At 53.6% G+C, this 15,868-nt stretch carries 16 protein-coding genes; 11 read left to right on the forward strand and 5 right to left on the reverse strand.

Going from position 1 to position 15,868, the window contains the following annotated elements; all coding sequences use genetic code 11:
• Window positions 1-6: 6 nt before the first annotated feature.
• From rpe to SK39_RS13375, 11 genes are all read left to right on the forward strand, one after another.
• Window positions 7-684, forward strand: coding sequence for a ribulose-phosphate 3-epimerase (gene rpe, locus SK39_RS13325; RefSeq protein WP_003023561.1), 678 nt, complete (start codon window positions 7-9; stop codon window positions 682-684).
• Window positions 677-1,435: a phosphoglycolate phosphatase gene (gph, locus tag SK39_RS13330; protein WP_048217084.1), complete on the forward strand. Its 759-nt coding sequence runs from the start codon at window positions 677-679 to the stop codon at window positions 1,433-1,435. Before rpe ends, gph begins: the two co-directional genes overlap by 8 nt.
• On the forward strand, window positions 1,428-2,432 hold the full coding sequence (trpS, locus tag SK39_RS13335) for a tryptophan--tRNA ligase (protein WP_003023564.1): 1,005 nt from the start codon (window positions 1,428-1,430) through the stop codon (window positions 2,430-2,432). The genes gph and trpS overlap by 8 nt, the downstream gene beginning before the upstream one ends.
• 165 nt (window positions 2,433-2,597) lie before the next feature.
• The gene (gene yhfZ / locus SK39_RS13340; RefSeq protein WP_003847977.1) at window positions 2,598-3,503 is read left to right on the forward strand and encodes a GntR family transcriptional regulator YhfZ; all 906 of its coding nucleotides are present in this window, start codon (window positions 2,598-2,600) and stop codon (window positions 3,501-3,503) included.
• A gap of 15 nt (window positions 3,504-3,518) precedes the next feature.
• Window positions 3,519-3,881 carry a hypothetical protein gene (locus SK39_RS13345; RefSeq protein WP_003023568.1) on the forward strand — a complete coding sequence of 121 codons (363 nt, stop codon included), beginning with the start codon at window positions 3,519-3,521 and terminating at the stop codon, window positions 3,879-3,881.
• Window positions 3,882-3,964: 83 nt separating this feature from the next.
• Window positions 3,965-5,128 (forward strand): YhfX family PLP-dependent enzyme, encoded by a 1,164-nt coding sequence (locus tag SK39_RS13350; protein ID WP_048217085.1) that lies wholly within the window; start codon window positions 3,965-3,967, stop codon window positions 5,126-5,128.
• Window positions 5,128-6,354 carry a phosphopentomutase gene (locus tag SK39_RS13355; RefSeq protein WP_048217086.1) on the forward strand — a complete coding sequence of 409 codons (1,227 nt, stop codon included), beginning with the start codon at window positions 5,128-5,130 and terminating at the stop codon, window positions 6,352-6,354. The genes SK39_RS13350 and SK39_RS13355 overlap by 1 nt, the downstream gene beginning before the upstream one ends.
• The gene (locus tag SK39_RS13360) at window positions 6,351-7,229 is read left to right on the forward strand and encodes a phosphotriesterase-related protein (protein WP_003023575.1); all 879 of its coding nucleotides are present in this window, start codon (window positions 6,351-6,353) and stop codon (window positions 7,227-7,229) included. Before SK39_RS13355 ends, SK39_RS13360 begins: the two co-directional genes overlap by 4 nt.
• Window positions 7,230-7,239: 10 nt before the next feature.
• The gene (locus SK39_RS13365) at window positions 7,240-7,593 is read left to right on the forward strand and encodes a DUF2620 domain-containing protein (protein WP_047408212.1); all 354 of its coding nucleotides are present in this window, start codon (window positions 7,240-7,242) and stop codon (window positions 7,591-7,593) included.
• Between the two features lie 11 nt (window positions 7,594-7,604).
• A complete protein-coding gene (locus SK39_RS13370) occupies window positions 7,605-8,909 on the forward strand; it encodes a YhfT family protein (protein ID WP_046671293.1) in 1,305 nt (434 codons plus the stop codon).
• A 13-nt stretch (window positions 8,910-8,922) separates the two neighbouring features.
• A complete protein-coding gene (locus tag SK39_RS13375) occupies window positions 8,923-10,017 on the forward strand; it encodes an aminotransferase class I/II-fold pyridoxal phosphate-dependent enzyme (protein ID WP_048217087.1) in 1,095 nt (364 codons plus the stop codon).
• 67 nt (window positions 10,018-10,084) lie between these two features.
• On the opposite strand, the gene SK39_RS25920 is transcribed toward SK39_RS13375, so the two are convergent.
• The 5 genes from SK39_RS25920 to nirB all read right to left on the reverse strand — a co-directional run bounded on the left by SK39_RS25920 (window position 10,085) and on the right by nirB (window position 15,778).
• Entirely contained in the window at window positions 10,085-10,255 is a 171-nt protein-coding gene (locus SK39_RS25920; RefSeq protein ID WP_003837939.1) for a YhfL family protein, read from the reverse strand.
• Window positions 10,256-10,526: 271 nt separating this feature from the next.
• On the reverse strand, window positions 10,527-11,900 hold the full coding sequence (gene cysG / locus SK39_RS13385; RefSeq protein WP_016151091.1) for a siroheme synthase CysG: 1,374 nt from the start codon (window positions 11,898-11,900) through the stop codon (window positions 10,527-10,529).
• A gap of 15 nt (window positions 11,901-11,915) precedes the next feature.
• On the reverse strand, window positions 11,916-12,725 hold the full coding sequence (nirC, locus tag SK39_RS13390; RefSeq protein ID WP_003023587.1) for a nitrite transporter NirC: 810 nt from the start codon (window positions 12,723-12,725) through the stop codon (window positions 11,916-11,918).
• A 186-nt stretch (window positions 12,726-12,911) separates the two neighbouring features.
• Window positions 12,912-13,238, reverse strand: coding sequence for a nitrite reductase small subunit NirD (gene nirD / locus SK39_RS13395; protein ID WP_003023590.1), 327 nt, complete (start codon window positions 13,236-13,238; stop codon window positions 12,912-12,914).
• Window positions 13,235-15,778 carry an NADPH-nitrite reductase large subunit gene (gene nirB / locus SK39_RS13400; protein WP_003023592.1) on the reverse strand — a complete coding sequence of 848 codons (2,544 nt, stop codon included), beginning with the start codon at window positions 15,776-15,778 and terminating at the stop codon, window positions 13,235-13,237. Before nirB ends, nirD begins: the two co-directional genes overlap by 4 nt.
• Window positions 15,779-15,868 lie beyond the last annotated feature (90 nt).

Here is a 15,868-nt window from a genome sequence, read left to right on the forward strand (position 1 = left end):
AAGCGGATGAAACAGTATTTGATCGCCCCCTCAATTCTGTCGGCTGATTTTGCCCGCCTGGGTGAGGACACCGCGAGAGCGCTGACTGCCGGTGCCGACGTTGTGCACTTCGACGTCATGGACAATCACTACGTACCGAACTTGACCATCGGACCGATGGTACTGAAATCGCTGCGTAAATATGGCATCACTGCCCCGATTGATGTTCACCTGATGGTGAAACCGGTCGATCGTATTGTCCCGGACTTCGCCGCCGCCGGTGCCAGCATCATTACTTTTCACCCGGAAGCCTCCGAGCATGTCGATCGCACTTTACAGCTGATCAAAGAGCATGGCTGTAAAGCGGGCCTGGTGTTCAACCCGGCAACGCCGCTGAGCTATCTGGACTACGTCATGGATAAGCTTGATGTGATCCTGCTGATGTCCGTTAACCCAGGCTTTGGCGGGCAGTCCTTCATCCCACAAACGCTGGATAAACTGCGCGAAGTGCGTCGTCGCATTGATGAATCTGGCTACGATATCCGCCTCGAAGTGGACGGCGGTGTCAAAGTGAACAACATTGGCGAAATTGCCGCGGCAGGCGCAGATATGTTTGTCGCAGGCTCCGCTATTTTCGACCAACCAGACTACAAAAAAGTCATTGATGAAATGCGCAATGAACTGGCGAAGGTAAGTCATGGATAAGTTTCAGGATATTCGGGGCGCTGCATTTGACCTCGACGGCACGCTGGTCGACAGCGCGCCGGGATTAGCCGCAGCGGTGGATATGGCGCTGTATGCGCTGGAATTGCCGGTTGCCGGAGAAGAACGCGTTATCACCTGGATTGGTAACGGTGCAGATGTACTGATGGAGCGCGCGCTGGCGTGGTCTCGTCAGGAGCGCGCGACATTACGTAAAACGATGGGTAAACCGCCCGTTGATGATGATATTCCCGCTGAGGAACAGGTACGTATTTTGCGTAAGCTGTTCGACAGATACTACGGTGATGTCGCAGAAGAGGGGACATTCCTGTTCCCTGATGTTGCCGACACGCTGGGCGCGCTGTATGCGAAAGGATTGCCGCTGGGTCTGGTAACCAACAAACCGACCCCGTTTGTCGCGCCATTACTCGAAGCATTAGATATCGCCAAATACTTTAGCGTGGTCATCGGTGGTGACGACGTGCAGAATAAAAAACCGCATCCGGATCCGCTGCTGCTGGTGGCAAGCAAGCTTGGCATCAAGCCTGAGCAAATGCTCTTCGTAGGGGATTCACGCAATGATATTCAGGCGGCAAAAGCTGCTGGCTGTCCGTCCGTTGGCCTGACCTATGGCTACAACTACGGTGAGTCGATCGCGCTGAGCCAGCCCGACGTTATTTACGACCGTATTAATGAACTACTGCCCGCTCTCGGGCTTCCGCATAGCGAAAATCAGGAATCAAAAAATGACTAAGCCCATCGTTTTTAGTGGCGCACAGCCCTCAGGTGAATTGACCATTGGCAACTATATGGGTGCGCTGCGTCAGTGGGTGAGCATGCAGGATGACTACCATTGCATCTACTGCATCGTTGACCAACATGCCATCACCGTTCGTCAGGATGCGCAGCAGCTGCGTAAAGCAACGCTCGATACGCTGGCGCTGTACCTGGCATGCGGTATCGATCCTGAAAAAAGTACAATTTTCGTGCAGTCTCACGTACCGGAACATGCACAGTTAGGTTGGGCACTGAACTGCTACACCTACTTCGGCGAGCTGAGCCGTATGACCCAGTTCAAAGATAAATCCGCACGCTATGCGGAGAACATCAACGCCGGCCTGTTTGATTATCCGGTACTGATGGCGGCAGACATTCTGCTGTATCAGACCAACCAGGTACCGGTTGGCGAAGATCAGAAACAGCATCTGGAACTGAGCCGCGATATCGCCCAGCGCTTCAACGCCCTGTATGGCGAGATCTTCAAAGTGCCTGAGCCGTTCATTCCTAAATCCGGTGCGCGCGTGATGTCGCTGCTGGAGCCGACGAAGAAAATGTCCAAGTCGGATGACAACCGCAACAACGTGATCGGTCTGCTGGAAGATCCGAAATCTGTGGTTAAGAAAATCAAACGCGCGATGACCGACTCTGAAGAGCCGCCTGTTGTACGCTACGACGTGCAGAACAAAGCGGGCGTTTCCAACCTGCTGGATATCCTCTCTGCGGTCACCGGCCAGAGCATTCCGGAGCTGGAACAGCACTTCGAAGGCAAAATGTATGGTCATCTGAAAGGTGAAGTCGCAGAGGCCGTTTCCGGTATGCTGACCGAGCTTCAGGAGCGTTATCACCGTTTCCGTAACGATGAAGCTTTCCTGCAGAAAGTGATGAAAGACGGTGCGGAAAAAGCCAGCGCACGTGCTTCTGTTACGCTGAAAGCCGTTTACGAAGCGATTGGTTTTGTCGCCAAGCCGTAATGCGCTCTGTGTTGTTGAAGAAACCGGGTTACGCCCGGTTTTTTTTCGCCTGTTGGTTTGTGAACCTCAAAAAATGTGAAGCGTCTCGCCGTTTGCATATTTCCTCATTGTGTTATATCTTCACTTTAATGAAGATATAAATATTCAATTTACTGAAAATATAAAATGCGTCGGACATTTATCAAGAAAGAGGGGGTTGTGCTGACAACCCTGGCCCGTTACCTGCTCGGTGAGAAGTGCGGTAACCGATTGAAAACTATTGATGAACTGGCAGCCGAGTGTCACTCATCGGTAGGGTTAACCCAGGCTGCGTTGAAAACGCTGGAGTCCTCTGGGGCAATCCGTATTGAGCGTCGTGGGCGTAACGGTAGCTATCTGGTGGATATGGATAACCGTACGCTGCTAAAGCATGTGGATATTAATAACGTGGTCTGTGCGATGCCGCTGCCCTACACCCGTTTATATGAAGGACTGGCGAGTGGGCTGAAAGCGCAGTTCGATGGGATCCCGTTTTATTATGCACACATGCGTGGGGCTGATATTCGCGTGGAATGCCTGCTAAACGGCGTCTACGACATGGCGGTGGTTTCTCGTCTGGCGGCGGAAAGTTACCTTGCTCAGGACGGGCTGCGCATCACGTTGGCGCTGGGACCGCATACCTACGTTGGCGAGCATCAGCTAATTTGTCGCAAGGGCGAATCTGCAGTTGTAAAACGTGTCGGGCTCGATAACCGTTCGGCGGATCAGAAAATCATGACCGAGGCCTGTTTTGGCAACCGTAACGTTGAATTGATCGATATGCCTTATCACGAAAGCTTGCAGCGCATCGCGAAAGGGGATGTGGATGCGGTTATCTGGAACGTGGTTGCAGAGGCCGAGCTGGCGGTACTGGGGTTAGAAGCCACGCCGCTCACCAACGACCCGCGATTTCTGCAGGCCACGGAGGCCGTGGTACTTACCCGCGCAGAGGATTATGCGATGCAGCAGCTACTGCGCGCCGTTGTTAACAAAGAGGCGCTGCTTGCCCACCAACAACGTGTGGCGAACGGTGAACAGGAACCCAGTTATTAAGTGAAGGCAAACGACATGGAAAACAGGCTTAACCTGCTGTGTGAAGCAGGCGTTATCGACAAGGATATTTGTAGCGGCATGCTGCAAGTGGTCAGGCGGTTGGATGAAGAGTGGCGTTTGCCGATTCACAGCGAGCAAGGAACCATGGCGATGACCCATATGGCGAGTGCGTTAATGCGCAGCCGCCAGGGCGAAGTGATTGAAGCGCTGGATGGCGAGTTGCTGGAGGAGTTGGCGCAATCTCATCTCTGGCCAACTATTTTGCTGGTACATCAGGCGCTGATGAAAGAGTTTACGGTGGCGCTGCACGCGAATGAAGAAGGCTATATGCTGGCGAACTTGTATGGATTGTGGATGGCGGCGAACGAAGGCGTCTGAAATCAATGGGGAATGAGCTTATTGCATCTTAAATATTCAAAAAAATGAATATTTAACTGAAGGATTAGAAACGAGGCAGAGAAATGTTTATAGACGCATTGAAACGCCAGAACCCCGCGCTAATCTCCGCCGCTATCGCGTTATGGCAGCAGGGAAAGATCGCCCCTGACAGTTGGGTCATTGATGTTGACCAGGTCATTGAGAATGGCAAACGTCTGCTGGATGTCGCGGGGCAACATGGTATCTCGCTGTATCTGATGACCAAACAGGTTGGACGTAACCCGTGGCTGGCGGAGAAACTGTTGCAGCTTGGCTATGAAGGCATCGTGGTTGTCGATTACAAGGAGAGTCGCGTCATGCGCCGTGCCGGGTTGCCGGTTGCGCATCAGGGACATCTGGTGCAGATCCCGTCGCGGCTGGTCAATGAGGCTGTAGCGCAAGGTACTGAAGTCATCACATTGTTCTCACTGGAGAAAGCGCGCGAAGTTTCCGCTGCTGCGGTGAAGGCCGGCTGTGAACAGAACGTGATGCTGAAGGTGTACGACAAAGATGATTTTCTCTACCCGGGGCAGGAAAGCGGATTTCCGCTGATGTATCTGACGGATGTGGTCAATGAAATCCGCAGGCTGCCGGGCCTGCGCCTGAGCGGCCTCACCCATTTCCCCTGCCTGTTATGGGATGAAAACTCCGCGCAGACGATGCCGACGCCTAATCTGCATACGCTGGTAAATGCCCGACGTCAGTTGGTTGAGGCCGGGATTGCCATTGAGCAGCTTAATGCGCCGTCAGCCAGTAGCTGTTCGTCACTCCCCCTGCTGGCGGAATATGGCGTCACCCATGCGGAGCCGGGTCATGCGTTGACCGGCACCATTCCTTCCAATCAAAAAGGCGACCAGCCGGAACGCATTGCGATGCTGTGGTTGAGCGAGATATCGCACAATTTTCGCGGAGACAGTTATTGCTACGGCGGGGGCTATTATCGTCGCGGCCATGCGCAAAATGCGCTGGTCTTTACGCCAGAAAATGACGCGCCTATAGCCGCGAAACTAAAACCCGTGGACGACAGCAGCATTGACTACTACCTGCCTGTGGCCGGTGAGTTTCCGGTGAGCAGCGTGGTGATCTTCTGTTTTCGCACCCAGATCTTCGTGACGCGTAGCGACGTGGTGCTGGTGTCGGGCATTCAGCGCGGCGTAGCTGAAATCGTCGCGCGATACGACAGTCTCGGCAATATTCTGGAGGACTAATGGCCCGATTTGTGGTGTTGGTAATCGACAGTTTTGGCGTTGGCGCAATGAAAGACGTCACGCGGGTCAGGCCGCAGGATGCCGGAGCGAATACCTGTGGTCATATCCTGGGCGAACTCCCGCATTTACGGCTGCCAACGCTTGAGAAGTTGGGGCTGATTAACGCTCTGGGCTTTGCGCCGGGCGTGATGAAACCTTCGGAATCGGCAGTCTGGGGCGTTGCGGAGCTGCAGCATGAAGGGGGAGATACCTTTATGGGCCATCAGGAAATTTTAGGCACGCGGCCTCAGGCACCGCTGCGGATGCCATTTAGCGACGTCATTGATCGCATTGAGCAAGCGCTGAAAGTCGCGGGCTGGCAGGTGGAACGTCGCGGTGGTGAGCTGGCGTTTCTGTGGGTCAACGATGCGGTTGCAGTGGGCGATAACCTCGAAGCGGATTTAGGTCAGGTCTACAACGTCACTGCCAACCTGTCCGCCATTGCGTTTGATGAGGTGCTAAAGATTGGCCGCGTAGTGCGTGAACAGGTTCAGGTCGGGCGCGTCATAACCTTTGGCGGCCAGCTTGCGAACAGCCAGCGCATTCTGGATGCCGCCGAAACGATGGAAGGGCGCTTTGTCGGCATTAATGCCCCACGCTCCGGCGCGTATGAAAGCGGTTTTCAGGTCAGGCATATGGGCTTTGGCGTAGATGAGCAGGTACAGGTACCGCAAAAACTGCATGACGCCGGAATCCCTACCGTGCTGGTCGGTAAAGTGGCGGACATCGTTGGCAATCCGCACGGGCGCAGCTGGCAAAACCTGGTAGATAGCCAGCAGATTATGGATATCACGCTTAACGAATTTAACGCGGAGTCGACGGTATTTATCTGTACCAACATTCAGGAAACCGATCTCGCCGGACACGCTGAAGACGTCGCACGTTATGCCGAACGGCTGCAGCTTGTTGATCTTAATCTTTCACGCCTTCTGACCGCTATGGAGCCAAATGACTGTCTGGTGGTCATGGCCGATCACGGCAACGATCCGACCATAGGGCACAGCCACCATACCCGGGAAGTTGTGCCGGTATTGGTGTATCAACAGGGGCTTGAGCCTGCGCAATTAGGCATCCGGGCGACGTTATCCGATGTTGGCGCTACGGTGTGTGAATTTTTCGGCGCGGCGGCGCCACAAAACGGCTGTTCTTTTCTCTCGGCATTGCGCCTTACAGGAGACACCTTATGAACTTTGATCCGACGGGCTACACCTGGGTCCACGAACATCTGCATATCGATCTCTCCGGATTTAAGAATAACCTCGACTGCCGGTTAGATCAGTACGATCTCATTTGTCAGGAAATGAAGGATCTCCGGGCGTCAGGCGTCAGCAACATTATTGAGATGACCAACCGCTATATGGGACGTAATCCGCAATTCATGCTCGACCTGATGCGCGATACCGGAATCAACGTCGTGGCCTGCACAGGCTATTACCAGGATGCGTTCTTCCCTGAACATGTTGCGGCGCACAGCGTGGAACAGCTCGCGCAGGAGATGGTCGATGAGATAGTCATCGGTATTGATGGTACTGAATTGAAGGCCGGAATTATCGCGGAAATTGGCTCTAGTGAAGGCGTGATTACGCCGCTTGAAGAGAAGGTGTTTATCGCCGCGGCACGGGCACACATCGAAACCGGACGCCCCATCTCAACCCATACCTCTTTTAGCACGATGGGAGTGGAACAGCTGGTGTTGCTACAGGCGCACGGCGTCGACCTTTCCCGCGTAACCGTTGGTCACTGCGACCTGAAAGATAATCTCGACAATATCTTACGCATGATCGAGCTCGGCGCGTATGTGCAATTCGATACCATCGGAAAAAACAACTATTACCCGGACGAGAAACGCATCGCCATGCTGCACGCGATACGCGATTGCGGACTGCTTAGCCACGTCATGCTCTCTATGGACATTACCCGCCGCTCGCATTTAAAAGCCAATGGCGGCAATGGCTACGACTATCTGTTAACCACCTTTATCCCACAGCTGCGCCAGTCAGGATTCAGTCAGGCCGATGTGGACACGATGTTACGTGATAACCCCTCAAAATTTTTCCAATAAGGACAGAATCATGAAAAAGATTGGCGTTGCTGGCTTACAGCGTGAGCAGATTAAAAAAACCATCGAAACCGCAGCACCGGGCTGCTTTGAAGTCTCCATTCATAACGATATGGAAGCGGCGATGAAGGTGAAATCCGGACAACTGGATTACTACATCGGCGCTTGTAACACCGGCGCGGGTGCAGCACTGTCGATTGCCATCGCGGTGATTGGCTACAACAAGAGTTGCACTATCGCCAGGCCGGGTATTAAGGCGAAAGACGAACATATCGCAAAAATGGTTGCGGAAGGGAAAGTGGCGTTTGGTCTCTCCGTCGAACATGTTGAACATGCGATTCCGATGCTGGTTAACCACCTGAAATAAAAGGCATGACTATGGATCTGTATATTCAGATTGTGGTGGTGGCCTGCCTGACCGGCATGACGTCACTTCTGGCACACCGCTCGGCGGCCGTCTTTCATGACGGCATCCGCCCGATTCTGCCGCAGCTGATCGAGGGGTACATGAACCGCCGGGAGGCGGGGAGTATCGCGTTTGGTCTGAGTATCGGCTTTGTCGCGTCGGTGGGGATCTCCTTTACCCTGAAAACCGGCTTGCTCAACGCCTGGCTGCTGTTCCTGCCGACGGATATTCTCGGCGTGCTGGCAATGAACAGCCTGTTGGCGTTCGGTCTGGGCGCTATCTGGGGCGTATTGATTCTGACCTGCCTGCTGCCGGTGAACCATTTGCTCACGGCGCTGCCGGTTGATGTACTGGGCAGCCTCGGTGAGCTGAGTTCTCCGGTGGTTTCCGCATTCGCACTCTTCCCGCTGGTGGCGATTTTCTACCAGTTTGGCTGGAAACACAGCATTATCGCGGCAGTAGTGGTACTGATGACCCGCGTGGTGGTGGTGCGTTACTTCCCGCATCTGAACCCGGAATCGATTGAGATTTTTGTGGGGATGATGATGCTGTTGGCGATCGCCATTACGCATGATATTCGCCATCGCGGTGATGAGGAGATGGATGCCAGTGGGCTATCGGTCTTTGAAGAACGAACCTCACGGATTATTAAAAACCTGCCGTATATTGCCATTGTAGGCGCGCTGATTGCCGCCGTTGCCAGTATGAAAATTTTTGCTGGTAGCGAGGTCTCAATTTTTACGCTGGAAAAAGCCTATTCAGCGGGGATTACGCCTGAGCAATCGCAGACGCTGATTAACCAGGCGGCGCTGGCGGAATTTATGCGTGGGTTGGGTTTTGTGCCGTTGATTGCCACCACCGCGCTGGCAACCGGTGTGTACGCGGTAGCGGGCTTCACCTTTGTTTATTCCGTAGGTTATCTGGCTCCGAACCCGTGGATAGCGGCAATCCTTGGCGCTATCGTGATTTCAGCGGAAGTGCTGCTGCTGCGCTCAATTGGCAAATGGCTGGGGCGTTATCCGTCAGTGCGTAACGCATCGGACAATATTCGTAATGCGATGAATATGCTGATGGAAATGGCGCTGCTGATAGGCTCGATTTTTGCCGCCATCAAGATGGCGGGCTACACCGGCTTCTCGATTGCGGTAGCGATTTACTTCCTTAACGAATCGATAGGGCGTCCGGTGCAGAAGATGGCGGCCCCGGTCGTGGCGGTGATGATTACGGGTATTGTGCTGAATATTCTCTACTGGTTTGGTCTGTTTGTTCCGGCCTGAGGAGGCGTAAAACATGAAGACGTTCCCTCTGCAAAGTCTTACGCTCGCGCAAGCACAACAAAAGCAGTTTGCGCTGGTGGATACGCTCTGCCGTCACTTTCCTGGCGCTGACTTTCTGGCCGGTGGCGATTTGGGGCTGGCCCCGGGGCTGAATCAGCCCCGGGTCACGCAGCGTGTGGAAAAGGTGCTGGCCGAGGCGTTTCATGCTGAAGCCGCCGTGCTGGTTCAGGGTGCTGGCACCGGGGCTATTCGCGCCGGGCTGGCCGCACTGCTCAAACCCGGGCAGCGGCTGCTGGTACACGACGCACCTGTGTATCCTACAACACTGGTGATCATCGAGCAGATGGGCATCACCCTGGTCAGGGCTGATTTCAACAGCCCCTCGGCAATCATGCGGGCTATTACGCAGTATCGCCCTGATGCCGCGTTGGTACAGCATACGCGGCAGCAACCGCAGGACCATTACGTTTTAGCGGATGTGTTGGCGGAAATAACACAATGCGGCGTACCGACATTAACCGATGATAACTACGCGGTGATGAAAGTAGAGGGTATCGGCTGCGAGTGTGGGGCGATGCTGTCCACCTTTTCCTGCTTTAAGCTCTTCGGCCCGGAAGGCGTAGGGGCGGTTGTCGGCAAGGCAGAGGTCATCGCTAAAATCCGTAACACCCTCTATTCCGGCGGCAGCCAGATCCAGGGAGCGCAGGCGCTCGAGGTGTTGCGTGGTCTGGTTTTCGCTCCGGTGATGCATGCGGTGCAGGCTGGCGTTTCTGAGCGTCTGCTGAATCTGCTCGATAGTGGAGCGATACCTGAGGTGAAAAAAGCGGTTATTGCTAATGCCCAGTCGAAGGTGCTGATCGTGGAGTTTCACCATCCAATTGCCGCTGGTGTGCTGGAAGAGGCACAAAAAAGAGGTGCGCTGCCATACCCGGTGGGAGCTGAGTCGAAGTATGAGATCCCTCCGCTGTTCTATCGCCTTTCGGGGACGTTTCGCGAAGCTAATCCGTTGCTGGGTGATTATGCGATTCGCATTAATCCTAACCGAAGTGGAGAAGAAACGGTGCTGCGTATTTTGCGCGAGAGCGTGAGCGCGATGATGTGTGAATGAGTAGCTAATCTATAAATGCAAAAACCGGGAAATTCCCGGTTTTTTTGTATCTGCGCAATCGCGTATATTATTGATTTGCAGCCGGGCCGCAGCCACCAATAATTTTAGAAATTGAAATCGCCGGATGGAATAAATAATCGTAGCTACAGTTGTTTTTTGTGTTTTCAATATGACCAGTACATGCGGTCAGCGTAGCCAGTACACCTGCCACGATGGTGATTTTTGCAAATTTAAACATGATAAAATCCTTGTAAAATATCTATTTATTAAATGGATGAAATCCATTTCTCGGCGATTAAGATATCAACTAAGGAAGATTTTAAATAGTCCGAATAAGGACATGATAATGTTAGGATAAATTATATTTTTTATGAATTAAAATGCTATGAAATGTATCTATTTTTAATAAATTGATGAATGCTATGGATGATATTTTATTTAGATTAAATATTAACTTTTGTGAATCATAAATAAATGCCCTGAATATCAGGGCATTTATTAGCATTCAATTAATGATTCGAGAACCAGTTCAGCTTATCGCGTAGTCCAACCACGCGACCGACGATAATCAGCGCCGGACTTTCAACCTGCTGTGCCAGCTCGCCGAGCTGCGTCAGAACCCCGTTGACGACGCGTTGCTTCACGGAAGTCCCGTTTTCTACCAGCGCGACGGTCATATCAGGCTGCATGCCAAACTCAATCAGTTTTTCCTGGATGGTGGCTGCCTGATTCAGTCCCATGTAGAACACCAGCGTCTGTTTCTCGGCCGCCAGGTTTTCCCAATCCAGCTCACCGCCGGTTTTCAGGTGTCCGGTAACCAGACGCACGCTCTGAGCGTAATCACGATGGGTCAGTGGAATGCCGGAATAGGCAGAACAACCAGAGGCTGCGGTAATACCAGGCACTACAGAGAATGGAATACCGGCATGGCACAGCGTTTCCAGCTCTTCGCCACCACGGCCAAAGATGAACGGGTCGCCACCTTTCAGTCGTACCACGCGCTTGCCCTGTTGTGCTTCACGCAGCAGGATCTGATTGATCTCTTCCTGCGGTACGCAGTGATAGCCCGCACGTTTGCCGACGAACACTCGGTCTGCATCGCGGCGTACAAGGTTCATGATGTCGTCGGAAACCAGGCGGTCATAAACCACGACATCCGCTTGCTGGATCTGCTGTAGCCCTTTCAGCGTCAGCAGGCCGGCATCGCCAGGACCGGCGCCAACCAGTACCACTTCACCACGGTGATCCAGCGGTTCGCTGAGCATTTGCTCGGTGGTTTCCTCGACGGCTTTTAGGTCATTGTTCGCCAGCGACTGCGCCAGGCGGTCATTCACGAACAATTTTTCCCAGAAGCGGCGACGTTCACCCATGCTGGCAAACTGTTTCTTCACCCGGGAGCGCAACTTGCCGGCATATTGTGCGACCTGGCCCAAATGCTGAGGCAGTACGGATTCAAGCCTTTCACGCAGCAGACGGGCAAGCACCGGCGATGTCCCGCCGGAGGAGACCGCCACCATCAGCGGCGAGCGGTCGATAATGGAGGGCATGATAAAACTGGCTGCTTTTGGCGCGTCGACCACGTTGCAGAAGATACGACGTGACTCCGCGGCGGTGCTGACGCTTTGGTTGACGGCATCGTCATCGGTGGCGGCAATAGCCAGCCAGCAGGTGTTGAGCAGGGACTCATCGAACGGTCCCTCAACCAGCGTCAGCATGCCTTCATCTGCCCATACTTTGAACTGCGGAATAAACGCCAGTGCATTAACCGTTAAACGGGCGCCCGCTTCCAGCAGTAACCGCGCTTTGCGTTCTGCGACATCACCACCGCCGACGATCAAGCAGTCGCGGTCACGTAGTTGACAAAATATAGGCAAATGGTCCACGACATTACCCCTTAATTAATTATTAGCAGCCGCCTCTGGCTGGTTGATTTTTGCCGGAGCCGGACGCTCCGATTTTGGCGTAGCATACCAATAACCTAATCCCATGAATACGACACCGGACAAAGTATTACCGAGTGTCACCCACAGCAGGTTATGACCAATTCCTGACAGGGTATAAGCTTCGCTGTGATGACCGAACCAGGAGAGGGCAAACAGCGTCATGTTGGCCACCGAGTGCTCGTAGCCGGAAGCGATAAACGCCAGCAGACACCACCAGATAGCGAGGAATTTTGCCGCGCCTTCGGTACGGATTGCCATCCATATTGCCAGACAAACCAACCAGTTACACAGTGCGCCTTTAAAGAACAGCACCGTTGCAGGCGCGGTGGTTTTCGCCAGCGCGACCGAATGGACGATGCTGGTATCGACCGGCAGCAGACTGCCGCCTCCCCAGCTATAAAGCAGGGCGACAAACACGGATCCGACCAGATTTCCCAGCCAGGTTTGCGGCAGGATAGCCCACATTTGGCCGTGGCTGATGGTGCCCGCTTTGACGCCGAGCGTCAGGAACATGGTGTGACCGGTAAACAGTTCTGAACCGGCAATAATAACCAGCGTTAAGGCGATACCAAAGGTTGCACCCATCACCAGCGGACGTACGGACGGGTCGAGCAGGTTACCAAGGGTAAAAATAAGGATGATGCCGAGGCCAACGTAGGCCCCTGCCATTGCCGAACTGACCCAGAACCCGAGCGGGTTATTTGCCGACAGGCGTGCGATGCGCGCAGCGTTAGCCGCACACTTATTGATAGTGTCTGTGAACATGTGTTGATTATCCTTGAAGTACAAAAATAAAAAGAAATCGTAACCGTAGGCCGGATAAGGCATTTATGCCGCCATCCGGCAATGTGCTTTTGCAATTGCCTGATGGCGCTACGCTTATCAGGCCTACCAATAAAAGACCTACAAATACGTCAAAAAAGGGGAGGCGTTGCGCCTCCCAAAAATTTATTAACCGCGCAGTTGCACCGTGCCGTCTTTCACTCGCGCTTCGTAATGTTTCACGGAGAACTGTTCGTCTTCCATGCACAGTCCGTCGCTTAAACGAAAACGCTGTTTTTTCAGCGGGCTGGCAACCCACAATTCGCCCTGATGTTCAGCAATCAGCCCACGAGAAAGCACGCTGGACTCAAAGAACGGGTCGATGTTGCTGATCGCAAACACCTGGTCGCTGTGATACGGGCGGAAAATCGCAACCTGCTCGTTACCTAACAGGGCGCAGACGCCTGTTGCAGGCAGAATGTCATCGATTTTGCAGATGTTTTTCCACTGGCTCATGCGTTTTCCTCCACCAGAGTCACCGGGATACGCTCATAAGGCGTGGCCGGACGATGTTGTTCACGTTCAGGCACAACCTGGACATTCGGATCGCGTTTATCGCTGTTGATAAAGTGTTTGAAGCGAACCTGCGCGGATGGAGTGTTAACGGTTTCTGTCCACTCGCAGACCACCGCTTCACGCAGACGGGCCATCTCTTCTTCAAGATGCTGGTTCAGGCCCAGCTTGTCGTCGATGATGACGGACTTCAGATACTCGATGCCGCCTTCCAGATTGTCTAACCACGGTGCGGTACGGGTCAGTTTGTCGGCGGTACGGATGTAGAACATCATGAAACGATCAAGGTACTTGAGCAGAGTTTCGCGATCGATATCTGCTGCCAGCAGGTCTGCATGGCGAGGTTTCATCCCGCCGTTACCGCAAACGTACAGGTTCCAGCCTTTCTCAGTGGCGATGATACCCACGTCTTTGCCCTGAGCTTCCGCACATTCGCGGGTACAACCGGAGACGCCGAATTTCATTTTGTGCGGGGTACGAATGCCTTTGTAGCGATTTTCCAGCTCCACGCCGAAGCCGACGCTATCGCCGACGCCGTAACGACACCAGGTGCTACCTACGCAGGTTTTCGCCATACGCAGCGCTTTGGCATACGCGTGGCCGGTTTCAAAACCCGCTTCAATCAGCTGACGCCAGATTTCCGGCAGGTCATCTTTCTGCGCGCCGAACAGACCGATACGCTGAGAACCGGTAATTTTGGTGTACAGGTTAAACTCACGCGCGATACGGCCCACGGCCACCAGGCCTTCAGGGGTAATTTCACCGCCCGCAGAGCGCGGGATCACGGAGTAAGTACCGTCTTTTTGGATATTGGCCAGGAAGTTGTCGTTGGTGTCCTGCAGCGGCGTGTGCTGTGGTTTGAGGATGTACTCATTCCAGCAGGATGCCAGCAGGGAACCCACGGTAGGTTTACACACTTCGCAGCCGTAACCTTTACCGTGTTTAGCCAGCAACTCTTCGAAAGTTTTAATGCCTTCTACGCGGATCAGGTGGAACAGTTCCTGACGTGAGTACGGGAAGTGTTCGCACAGGTTGTTGTTAACTTCGATACCCTGTTTCGCCAGTTCGGCGTTCAGGACCTGCGTTACCAGCGGGATACACCCGCCACATCCGGTACCGGCTTTGGTTTCCGCTTTCAGCGCCGCAACGGTATGGCAGCCTTTGTTGATAGCGGCAACCAGCATGCCTTTGGTGACGTCAAAGCAGGAGCAAATCTGCGCGCTGTCCGGCAGTTTATCGACACCGATAGATGGCTTACCGCTGCCCGCGTGTGCTGGCAGAATCAGTGAATCTGGATTTTCCGGCAGTTCAATGGCGTTCAGCACCAACTGCAGCAGATTGCCGTAATCGCTGGTGTCGCCAACCAGAACCGCGCCGAGCAGGGTTTTGTTATCTTCGCTAACGATCAGGCGTTTGTAGACTTCTTTGCTTTCGTCGAGATAGACATAGCTACGTGCACCCGGCGTGCGAGCATGCGCGTCACCAATACCGCCGACGTCAACGCCGAGCAGCTTCAGCTTGGCGCTCAGGTCCGCACCTTCAAAGGCGTTTTCAGTTTCGAGAATATGGTCAACGGCAACCTGCGCCATTTTGTAGCCAGGAGCGACCAGACCATACACGCGGTTGTTCCAGCTTGCGCATTCGCCGATGGCATAGATGTCCGGGTCAGAAGTCTGGCAGGTGTCGTTAATGACGATACCGCCGCGTGGCGCGACGTCAAGGCCGCACTGGGTAGCCAGTTTGTCGCGTGGACGAATACCGGTAGAGAAGACGATGAAATCGACTTCCAGTTCGCTACCGTCGGCAAAACGCATGGTTTTGCGCGCTTCGGTGCCTTCCTGAACGATCTCTTTAGTGTTTTTGCTGGTGTGCACACGCACGCCCATGCTTTCAATTTTGCGACGTAACTGCTCGCCACCCATATGATCCAGCTGTTCAGCCATCAGCATTGGGGCGAATTCAATCACGTGGGTTTCAACGCCGAGGCTTTTCAGCGCACCAGCGGCTTCCAGGCCCAGCAGGCCACCGCCTACCACGGCACCGCGTTTGCTACGGCGCGCGCAAGACTCAATCGCGTTGAGGTCTTCGATGGTGCGGTAAACGAAGCAGTCCTGGGTTTCCGAACCTTTAATCGGTGGGATCCACGGGTAAGAGCCCGTCGCCATGATTAGCTTATCGTAGTAAACCGTACGACCTGCGCTGGAGTGGATTACTTTCTCCTGGCGGTTAATGGTAATTGCGCGCTCGCCCACTAACACCTTAACGCCATGCTTCTCGTAGAATCCTTCACGCACCAGAGAAAGCTCTTCGGCGGTGTGGTGGGAGAAGTAGGAAGACAGGTGTACGCGGTCGTATGCTTTGCGGGGTTCTTCACAGAAGACGGTAATATCAAAATTGGCAGCGTCGGATTTATCAAGAAGATCCTCAATAAAGCGATGGCCGACCATACCATTACCGATAATAGCGAGTCTGACTTTGCTCATTTTTGCCTCGATTTCTTTTCTATTACTGCCTACCTTAACGATTCAGCAACCACACTTATTGATGCAAATCAAATTCGCCCTTATATACTC

The organism is Citrobacter sp. BIDMC107 (assembly GCF_001037575.1).
Lineage (GTDB): Bacteria > Pseudomonadota > Gammaproteobacteria > Enterobacterales > Enterobacteriaceae > Citrobacter > Citrobacter freundii.

Coding starts and splice junctions, on each gene's coding strand:
- nirD (WP_003023590.1), bottom strand. CDS start 13,238: ATGAGCCAGTGGAAAAACATCTGCAAAATCGATGACATTCTGCCTGCA.
- yhfZ (WP_003847977.1), top strand. CDS start 2,598: ATGCGTCGGACATTTATCAAGAAAGAGGGGGTTGTGCTGACAACCCTG.
- trpS (WP_003023564.1), top strand. CDS start 1,428: ATGACTAAGCCCATCGTTTTTAGTGGCGCACAGCCCTCAGGTGAATTG.
- rpe (WP_003023561.1), top strand. CDS start 7: ATGAAACAGTATTTGATCGCCCCCTCAATTCTGTCGGCTGATTTTGCC.
- SK39_RS13350 (WP_048217085.1), top strand. CDS start 3,965: ATGTTTATAGACGCATTGAAACGCCAGAACCCCGCGCTAATCTCCGCC.
- nirC (WP_003023587.1), bottom strand. CDS start 12,725: ATGTTCACAGACACTATCAATAAGTGTGCGGCTAACGCTGCGCGCATC.
- SK39_RS13360 (WP_003023575.1), top strand. CDS start 6,351: ATGAACTTTGATCCGACGGGCTACACCTGGGTCCACGAACATCTGCAT.
- gph (WP_048217084.1), top strand. CDS start 677: ATGGATAAGTTTCAGGATATTCGGGGCGCTGCATTTGACCTCGACGGC.
- SK39_RS13370 (WP_046671293.1), top strand. CDS start 7,605: ATGGATCTGTATATTCAGATTGTGGTGGTGGCCTGCCTGACCGGCATG.
- SK39_RS13345 (WP_003023568.1), top strand. CDS start 3,519: ATGGAAAACAGGCTTAACCTGCTGTGTGAAGCAGGCGTTATCGACAAG.
- SK39_RS25920 (WP_003837939.1), bottom strand. CDS start 10,255: ATGTTTAAATTTGCAAAAATCACCATCGTGGCAGGTGTACTGGCTACG.
- nirB (WP_003023592.1), bottom strand. CDS start 15,778: ATGAGCAAAGTCAGACTCGCTATTATCGGTAATGGTATGGTCGGCCAT.
- SK39_RS13355 (WP_048217086.1), top strand. CDS start 5,128: ATGGCCCGATTTGTGGTGTTGGTAATCGACAGTTTTGGCGTTGGCGCA.
- SK39_RS13375 (WP_048217087.1), top strand. CDS start 8,923: ATGAAGACGTTCCCTCTGCAAAGTCTTACGCTCGCGCAAGCACAACAA.
- SK39_RS13365 (WP_047408212.1), top strand. CDS start 7,240: ATGAAAAAGATTGGCGTTGCTGGCTTACAGCGTGAGCAGATTAAAAAA.